The sequence below is a fragment of the Arthrobacter sp. 10T413_2 genome (assembly GCF_056394205.1).
Map to the genome: position 1 here is coordinate 1 of NZ_JBFTHK010000189.1, position 7,735 is coordinate 7,735.

At 67.5% G+C, this 7,735-nt stretch carries 6 protein-coding genes; 2 read left to right on the forward strand and 4 right to left on the reverse strand.

Features of this window, described 5'->3' with window-relative positions; translation table 11 throughout:
- The 3 genes from AC1DBQ_RS19830 to AC1DBQ_RS19840 form a co-directional block, all read right to left on the reverse strand.
- The coding region (locus AC1DBQ_RS19830; RefSeq protein ID WP_476930141.1) for an NAD-glutamate dehydrogenase at positions 1-3,791 on the reverse strand (3,791 nt) is incomplete at its 3' end.
- A 57-nt stretch (positions 3,792-3,848) separates the two neighbouring features.
- Positions 3,849-5,189 carry a CpaE/TadZ family protein gene (locus tag AC1DBQ_RS19835; protein WP_476930142.1) on the reverse strand — a complete coding sequence of 447 codons (1,341 nt, stop codon included), beginning with the start codon at positions 5,187-5,189 and terminating at the stop codon, positions 3,849-3,851.
- Positions 5,186-5,830 carry a CpaB family protein gene (locus tag AC1DBQ_RS19840; RefSeq protein WP_476930143.1) on the reverse strand — a complete coding sequence of 215 codons (645 nt, stop codon included), beginning with the start codon at positions 5,828-5,830 and terminating at the stop codon, positions 5,186-5,188. The genes AC1DBQ_RS19835 and AC1DBQ_RS19840 overlap by 4 nt, the downstream gene beginning before the upstream one ends.
- Before the next feature lie 162 nt (positions 5,831-5,992).
- Between AC1DBQ_RS19840 and AC1DBQ_RS19845 the strand changes: the two genes are divergently transcribed.
- The gene (locus AC1DBQ_RS19845; protein WP_018775212.1) at positions 5,993-6,214 is read left to right on the forward strand and encodes a helix-turn-helix domain-containing protein; all 222 of its coding nucleotides are present in this window, start codon (positions 5,993-5,995) and stop codon (positions 6,212-6,214) included.
- 14 nt (positions 6,215-6,228) lie between these two features.
- On the opposite strand, the gene AC1DBQ_RS19850 is transcribed toward AC1DBQ_RS19845, so the two are convergent.
- Positions 6,229-6,798 (reverse strand): hypothetical protein, encoded by a 570-nt coding sequence (locus AC1DBQ_RS19850; protein WP_476930144.1) that lies wholly within the window; start codon positions 6,796-6,798, stop codon positions 6,229-6,231.
- A 154-nt stretch (positions 6,799-6,952) separates the two neighbouring features.
- On the opposite strand from AC1DBQ_RS19850, the gene AC1DBQ_RS19855 reads away from it, so the two are divergent.
- Positions 6,953-7,735 (forward strand): LysM peptidoglycan-binding domain-containing protein (locus AC1DBQ_RS19855; RefSeq protein WP_476930145.1); only part of this gene is annotated, 783 nt, incomplete at its 3' end.

The following is a 7,735-nucleotide window of genomic DNA, read 5'->3' on the forward strand; positions in this document are numbered from 1 at the left end:
CGCTTGAGGTCCGCGGACTTTTCCAGCCAGTCCATGAGCCGTTCGTAGCTGGGGCTCCATTCGGAGACCCGCATGCGGTCATTGAGGAGCAGGATGTTCTGGTCGATGTTGTCCTCGAGCACCAGCCGGCCGACCTCGTCGGTMATCGAGGCCAGGAAGTCGGCACGTTCGGCGCGGTCCAGCTTGCCGGCCGCGACCATCCGGTCCACGAAGATCTTGATGTTGACCTCGTGGTCGGAGCAGTCGACGCCGGCCGAGTTGTCGATCGCGTCGGTGTTCAKGATGACGCCCTGCAGCGCCGCCTCGATGCGTCCGCGCTGGGTCATCCCCAGGTTTCCGCCTTCTCCGACCACCTTGACCCGCAGGTCGCGGCCGTMGACACGGATGGCGTCGTTGGCTTTGTCGCCGACCTCGGCGTTTGTTTCGGTGCTGGCCTTGACGTAGGTGCCGATGCCGCCGTTGTAGAGCAGGTCGGCCGGGGCCAGGAGGATCGCGCGCAGGAGTTCCGGCGGGCTGAGCTCCGTGGTGCCATCCGGTAGTCCGAGCGCCGCGCGGATCTGGGCGGACACGGGGATCACCTTGGCCTGCCGGGCAAAGACGCCGCCGCCTTCACTGATGAGCGCCTTATTGTAGTCATCCCACGACGACCGGGGCAGTTCGAAGAGCCGCTGGCGCTCCGCGTAGGACGTTGCCTCGTCCGGGGTGGGGTCGAGGAAGATGTGCCGGTGGTCGAAGGCGGCCAGCAGGCGGATGTGCTTGGAGAGCAGCATGCCATTGCCGAACACGTCGCCGGACATGTCGCCGACACCCACCACGGTGAAGGGCTCCGACTGGGTGTCGAGGTCCAGCTCGCTGAAGTGGCGCTTGACCGATTCCCAGGCGCCGCGGGCGGTGATGCCCATGGCCTTGTGGTCATAACCGACCGAGCCGCCGGAGGCGAAGGCGTCGCCGAGCCAGAAGCCGTACTCGGCGGACAGCCCGTTGGCGATGTCGGAGAAGGAAGCGGTGCCCTTGTCGGCCGCGACCACCAAATAGGAGTCGTCGTCGTCATGGCGGACGACGTCGGCCGGCGGCCTKACCGTTTCGCCCTCGGGCGTGACGATGAGGTTGTCCGTKATGTCCAGAAGGCCACGGATGAACGTCTTGTAGCTCTCGATGCCCTCGGTCATCCAGGCGCTGCGGTCACTCGCCGGGTCCGGGAGCTGCTTGGCATAGAAGCCGCCCTTGGCGCCTGTGGGGACGATGACGGCGTTTTTGACGGTCTKGGCCTTCACGAGGCCCAGAATTTCGGTGCGGAAGTCTTCGCGCCGGTCAGACCAGCGCAGGCCGCCGCGGGCCACCTTGCCAAAGCGCAGGTGGACGCCTTCAACCCGGGGCGAGTAGACCCAGATCTCGTACATCGGCCGCGGGAACGGCAGCCCGTCGATCCGGGACGGATCCAGTTTGAAGCTGAGGTGGGGCTTGTTCTGGTAGTAGTTCGTCCGGAGCGTGGCCTGGACCAGGTTCTTGAACGTACGCAGCACCCGGTCGGCGTCAAGCGTCGCGACCCGCTCGATCGCGGCGTCCAGTCCGATGAGGACCTCGGCCTCCTTGAGCTCGCGTTCGGCGTCGCTGAGCGCCGGGTCGAAGCGTGCTGCGAACAGGTTGCTGAGGCCCCGGGTGACGTCCGGGTTTGCCAGCAGGGTGTCCGCCAGGAATCCGAAGGAGTTGGTATTGCCCATCTGCCGCATGTACTTGGCGTAGGCGCGCAGCACGACCACCTGGCGCCWGTGCATCCGTTCGCGGAGCACCAGCCGGTCAAAGCTGTCCGATTCCACAGCACCGGAAACGGCCGCTCCGAAGGAGTCCGCGAGCAGCTGTCCCGTGGTCAAAGGGTCCACGCCGGCCGGGTACTTCAGGCCGAGATCGTAGAGGAAGAAGTCCCGCTGGTCCGCGGTCTCGATCTCAAAGGGGCGCTMGTCCAGCACCTCGAGGCMGAGGTTGTGGAAATACGGCAGGATCTGGCTCAGGCTCTTCGGCTCCAGCATGTACAGCTTGACCCTGGCGTCTTCCTCCAGCATCGCGCCGGCGCCTTCCGGAAGGTAGACGTGGACGCCGGGCTCTTCCTTAACACCCGCTCCGGCCCGTTCTGCAGCGGCGCCGTACTTCTCGAAGCGGTCGATGTCCTCCAGCGCGTCTTCGATCTCGTAGTCCACCCGGTAGGTGGCGGGGAATGCCTCGGCCCAGACTGCTGCCAGTTCCTTGGCATTGTCCTCCGTGACGCCGGCTCCCCCACCGTCGGCGCGGGCGCGCAGAACTTCGGAAATGCCTTCGCCCCAGGAGCGGGCGGCCCGGACCAGCCGCTTCTCCAGCTCGTCGCTGTTGACGTTGCTGACATCGGCGTCCTTCGGAAGCCGGATCCGGAAGAAGAGGCGGGCGAGGGCCGACTCGGTCATCCGTGCCTCGTAGTCGATGGACACGGCGTTGAAGGTCTCGCGCAGTTCCTGCTCAATGCGCAGGCGGACGTTGGTGGTGTAGCGGTCGCGCGGAAGGTAGACGACGGCGGACATGAACCGGCCGTAGATATCGGGCCGGAGGAAGAGCCGCGTCCGGCGGCGTTCCTGCAGCCGCTGGATGCCGGTGGCAATGGCGGCGAGGTCCGGGATTTCGATCTGGAAGAGCTCGTCCCGGGGGTAGGTTTCGAGGATGCCCAGCAGGTCCTTGCCCGAGTGCGAGTCCGGCGGGAAGCCGGCGTCGTCGAGGACCGCGGCCACCTTTTCCCGGACCACGGGGATGTCCCGGACGGATCCGGCGTAGGCGGTCGTGGCGAAGAGGCCGATGAAGCGGCGTTCGCCGTTGACGTTTCCGGCGGCGTCGAAGCTCTTGACGCCGATGTAGTCCAGGTACGCCGAGCGGTGCACAGTGGAGCGCGAGTTCGCCTTCGTGATCACGAGGGCGCGCTTCTCGCGGGCCTTTTTCCTGCCGGCCTCGGTGAGGTGCTGGACCTGGCGGGCGTCGGCGCCGGCGCGGAGCAGGCCGAGGCCGCTTTCCTCACGCAGTTCCAGCACGTCTTCGCCGGATTCGTTGACGAGGTCGTATTCGCGGTAGCCGAGGAAGGTGAAGTTTCCGTCATCGAGCCAGCGCAGCAGATCCTGCGCCTGCCGMAGCTCGGCAATCTGGGCCCGGTTGGCCACCCGGTCCAAGTCCGCGGAAATCTCCAGGGCTTTCGTGCGCATCTTCGGCCAGTCTTCGACGGCGGCGCGGACGTCGCCAAGCACCCGGGAGATGCCCTTCACGAGCTCCTCGCGCTTCTGTTCGCTGACGAGGTCGATTTCGACGGCGATCCAGGATTCCATGTGCGAGGCGTTGTCGCCCTGGGCGATCAGGTGCGAGATGTTCGGCATGGCCGCCGTGTCTCCGCTCGAGAAGCCCAGGTGGGACGGGACGCGCGCCACCTTGACCAGGTCGCCGGTCTCGCGGTTGCGGGTCACTACGAAGAGCGGGTGCAGGACGAGGTGGATCGGGGCGTTCTGGCGGACCAGTTCGGCGTTGACGGAGTCCACGAGGAAGGGCATGTCATCCGTAACGATGTACAGGACGCTGCAATCGGCCTCGTCACGGACGGCGATGTTCGCGATGCCCGGCAGCCGCGTCGCCGCGATCTGGCGGTGGGTATCGGCCCTTGCCGTCAGGACTTCCTGGGGATAGGCCCGGAAATCCTCCTCCGCGAGGTGCTCGTAGTAATCCCCGAGGTAGCTTTCGCTACTACCGATCGAAACGGGTTGATCCTCCACGCTGGACCCAGACGACATCGAAACGCCTCCATAAAAGAAGTTCACAGCCGCCTCTTTGCGGCCCTTACGATGACCCTAGCTCTTTGCCCGGCGCTGTGCTGTGGAAGAAAAGCCAAAGGATTTCTTGTTTCGCTGGACAGGTGCACAAACCATTTTGGCGATCGCACGCCGGAGCTCAGATTCAGGGGCGGATTCGAGCAGGAGTGTTCCGGACAGCAAGGCGGCGTCGCTCGCCGCAGGGTCTGAGGGCAGGAAGGCCGACAACGGCACGGATGGGCCGTATCGCGACCATGCTTCCCTGAGCTGGCGTTCCGGCGAACGCCCCACGGCGGCGGCCCTGACCTTATTCATGACAACCTGGGGCGATGCCTGCGGGACGGCCGCCTGCAGCTCGGCCAGGCCGCGGACCAGCCGTGGCACTCCGATGGAGTCGGCGGCCCCGACGGCAAAGACGGTATCGGCCATTTCCAGGCTCCTCAGGGTCGCCGCGTTCCGCCGCGGCGCGCCGGTGTCAAAGCTGAGCTCCTCATCGGCTTCAAGGCAGAAGCCGGTGTCCACCACGGTGACGTCCGCGATMTCCCTTGCCCGTTCCAGCACCAGCGTGAGCGCCGCGGCGCGCAATTCCGTCCAGCGGTCCGCCCTCGTGATCCCGGTGAGCACGCGAAACGTCCCGGTCTTGCTCGCCACCGTGGTGGCGACCCGGAGCAGTGCATCGGCGTCGAGCAGGCCCTGGTCGGCCAGCCGGCAGGCCTGGGCCAGTCCGGCAGCCTCGTCGAGCAGTCCCAGCAGGGCGGCCACGCTGGCGCCGTAACTGTCGGCGTCGACCAGCAACACGGATTTTCCCTCCGCCGCGAGCTCACCGGCGATGTTGGCAGCCACCAGGGTCCGGCCCGGCGCGCCGCCCGGGCCCCAAACCGCAATGATCCGGCCCGTCCCGGCAGGGCCTCGGGCGCCCGCCACGCGCTCCCCGGAGGTCCGGGCCGTCTCGTCCGCGCCCGCGGACGTGCCCGCCKATGTGCCGGAGKAGTCGCCRTCCGGCGCGGCAGCCCCCGGCCTGCCTCCCGTGCGGCTGAGCTGTGCCACGGCCGCTGCAATCCGTGCCGCAAKGGCCGCGGCATCAACCCCGCGGGCTTCTGCTGCCACGCCGATGGTCCGCAGGCGGGCCGTTTCGCCGGGGTTGTCKGTCAGTGCAATGACCACGACGCCCACGGCGGACAGGCGGTCCACGAGAGAGGCCGTCAGTTCTTCGCTGCCGGTTGCGACCACAGCGGCGCGGGCAAGGCCGCTCTGGCAGGCGGCCAGCAGTTCTGCCAGCTMGCTGCACCGCCGGACGACGGACACGGGACCGTGCAGACGTTCCAGGCCTTCCACCAGGTCATCGCGTGAGTCCCCCACAGTCACCACGGGTATGCTCATCGCCCGCTACCGCCCGGGTTCCACACCACAGCAATCTTGGCCTTGTTGGCCTGCGCCCCCAGAAGTTTCGGCATCTRGGCGTCCGGGACCAGCACCATGACCACTGTCGAGCGGGAAGACCCGAGGGCTGTACTCCCCTCGGTGATCTGGGAAATTTCGGCGCCGGAGAGGAGCAGGGCAGGTTCGCTGAAGCCGTTCCGGGCATCCGGCAGGGCAACCCACACGTCCACTCGGGAGCCCGCCGCGGCTTGGGCGGGAAGGCTTTCTTCGACGGTGACGGCGACGGGTTTGCGGTCCAGCCGGTCGAGTTGCCCGACGCTTTCGCGCGGCAGCAACTGGTCCTTGCCAATTCGTTGCACTGCCACGAGGCCGCTATCCAGGCCGGACTCCGGGGTCAGGTAGTGCTGCTCCACCTCTCCGAGCCGCACTTTGACCCGGTGCAGCTTGTCAGGCGTCAGCGTCTCGCCGACGGCGATCGGCTCGCGCGCGGCATAGGCTTCGGTGGTCTGGTCCGCGGCACCGACCAGCGACACTACGCCCACTACGGATGCCAGGACCAGCAGGATGCCGACGAGGAGCCGGGGATCTTTCCAGGACGGCTTCTTCAAACGGGCCCCTTCGGCTGCCGCGCTTCCACTCATGCGTCCGCTCCCCCCTGTCGCCGCCGTCCATTCCCGGGATGCCGGGCACCCCTGGCACCCCTATTGTTACGCTCCGGCGGTCCGGGCGGAAGATGTAGGGACAAACAGGCGCAAACTGTGGATAACGGCACCAATTGACGCCAACGGTGGCAAAATGGACACATGCCCCGATTCCTGACCCTCGCGGACGTTGCCGAGCAGCTCCAGATCAACTCCCCGGCTGCCTACGCACTCGTTCGCAGCGGCGAACTCAAGGCGATCCAGGTGGGCGGCCGCGGCCAGTGGCGTGTTGAGGAGAAGATGCTGGAGCAGTACATCCAGGAACGCTACGCCGAGGCCAGCCGCATGATCGAAGAGGCCAAGGCGAAGTCCGCCGGGAGCTGACCCCGCAGGGTTGGCTAGTCGACCGCGGCGCTGACGGACCTGATGCCCGCCAGGGCGCCAAAAGGGATGGTCACCGCCTGCCGGTCATTCGCCGGACGCCGGCCCCCGCCCTCCCGGGCCACGGCCAGATCCAGGAAATCCCGGCCAACAGTGTCAATGACGCCGTGGAACGCCGTCTCCGCCGGCCCGCGCGAGACAAGAATCGTCACGCGCGCCCGGCTCCTGGCGAGGCCCCGAAGGGCGCTGCCCAGGCCTAACCGCCKGCGGACCCTTGACTGTTCGGGCACCGCCAGCCGCGAAAGACCAACATAGTGCACGGCGGCGGCATAGGGAACGAGCACCTGGTGGTGGGGCTCATCAAGGACCAGGGCTTCGCTGCCCGCGTGGCTCAGCACCCCCTCGAACGCGGATCCTGACGTCAGGTGAACGCGGATGCCCAGTCCCAGGGACCCGCGCAGCCGGTCGGCGAGCTCCACCCCCGCCGCGTCCACCAGTGCGCGTTCTGCTATTTCTGCCTCTAAATCCAACTGCTGGCGCGCGGCCAGCTGTGCCTCCATGTCGTCAAACAGGGCGTCCCACCGCATTGCGCCAGCGTAGGCGCGCCTCCCGCACCGGTCAATCCACAGGCTGCGGGCTGCATCTAGACAAACGTGGCCATCGCGGATCAGACTTCATTCAATAACATCAAACAACATCAAAATGCATCAAATGATGTTGAAGGCAGATGGAGGTTGAGCGATGGACCGGACAACAGGACAGAACCCCCACCCCCGGCCCCGGCAAACGGTCCGGGCCGACGCGGCCATGGCAGCCGTGATCCTGATGCTGGGGGTCTTCCTGGCCGCCACCGGAAGCTTCCTCGTCCAGCGCTGGCACTTAGCCTCCGAGCGCCACCAGTCACTGTCCTTCGAGGACCAACTGGGGATCGCGGCGAATACCGCCGGGCTGATCGTCATCACGTGGTGGGTCCTGTCCCTCGCCATCGCCATCGCTGCGGCCCTCCTCGACCGTCTCGGCAGGACCCGCGCGGCGGCCGCCACCGGCCGCTTCAGCCCGGCATTCATGCGCCGGCTGGTTCTCGCCGCCGTTGGCCTGCAGCTCATGACCGCTCCGCTGGCCAACGCCGCAACTGCCCACGACGTGCCGGATCCCGGCCGGCCCGCCCCTGCGGCGGTCTCGGTATCCTGGACACCCGCCCGCGCCCCGATGCCCGCCAGCGTCCCGGAAGCCGTTCCGTCTTCGCCCCCTGCCCCGGCGCCCGCCCCGGCCCCGGCGCCGCAGGTGCCGGCTACCGGCTCMGCGGTAAGTTCCGCGGTGGATCCCCGGTGGAAACCCCTCAGCCCGGTCGTGGACGCCGGCCCCCTGACGGCACGGCACGTGCGCACGCAGGACACGCCCGGCGTAGCCAGGGAGGTCACCGTCCGGTCCGGTGATTCGCTGTGGAGCATCGCCGCGGCCGCGCTGGGACCGCTCGCCTCCGACGCCGACATCGCCAGAGAGTGGCCACGGCTGTATGCGAAC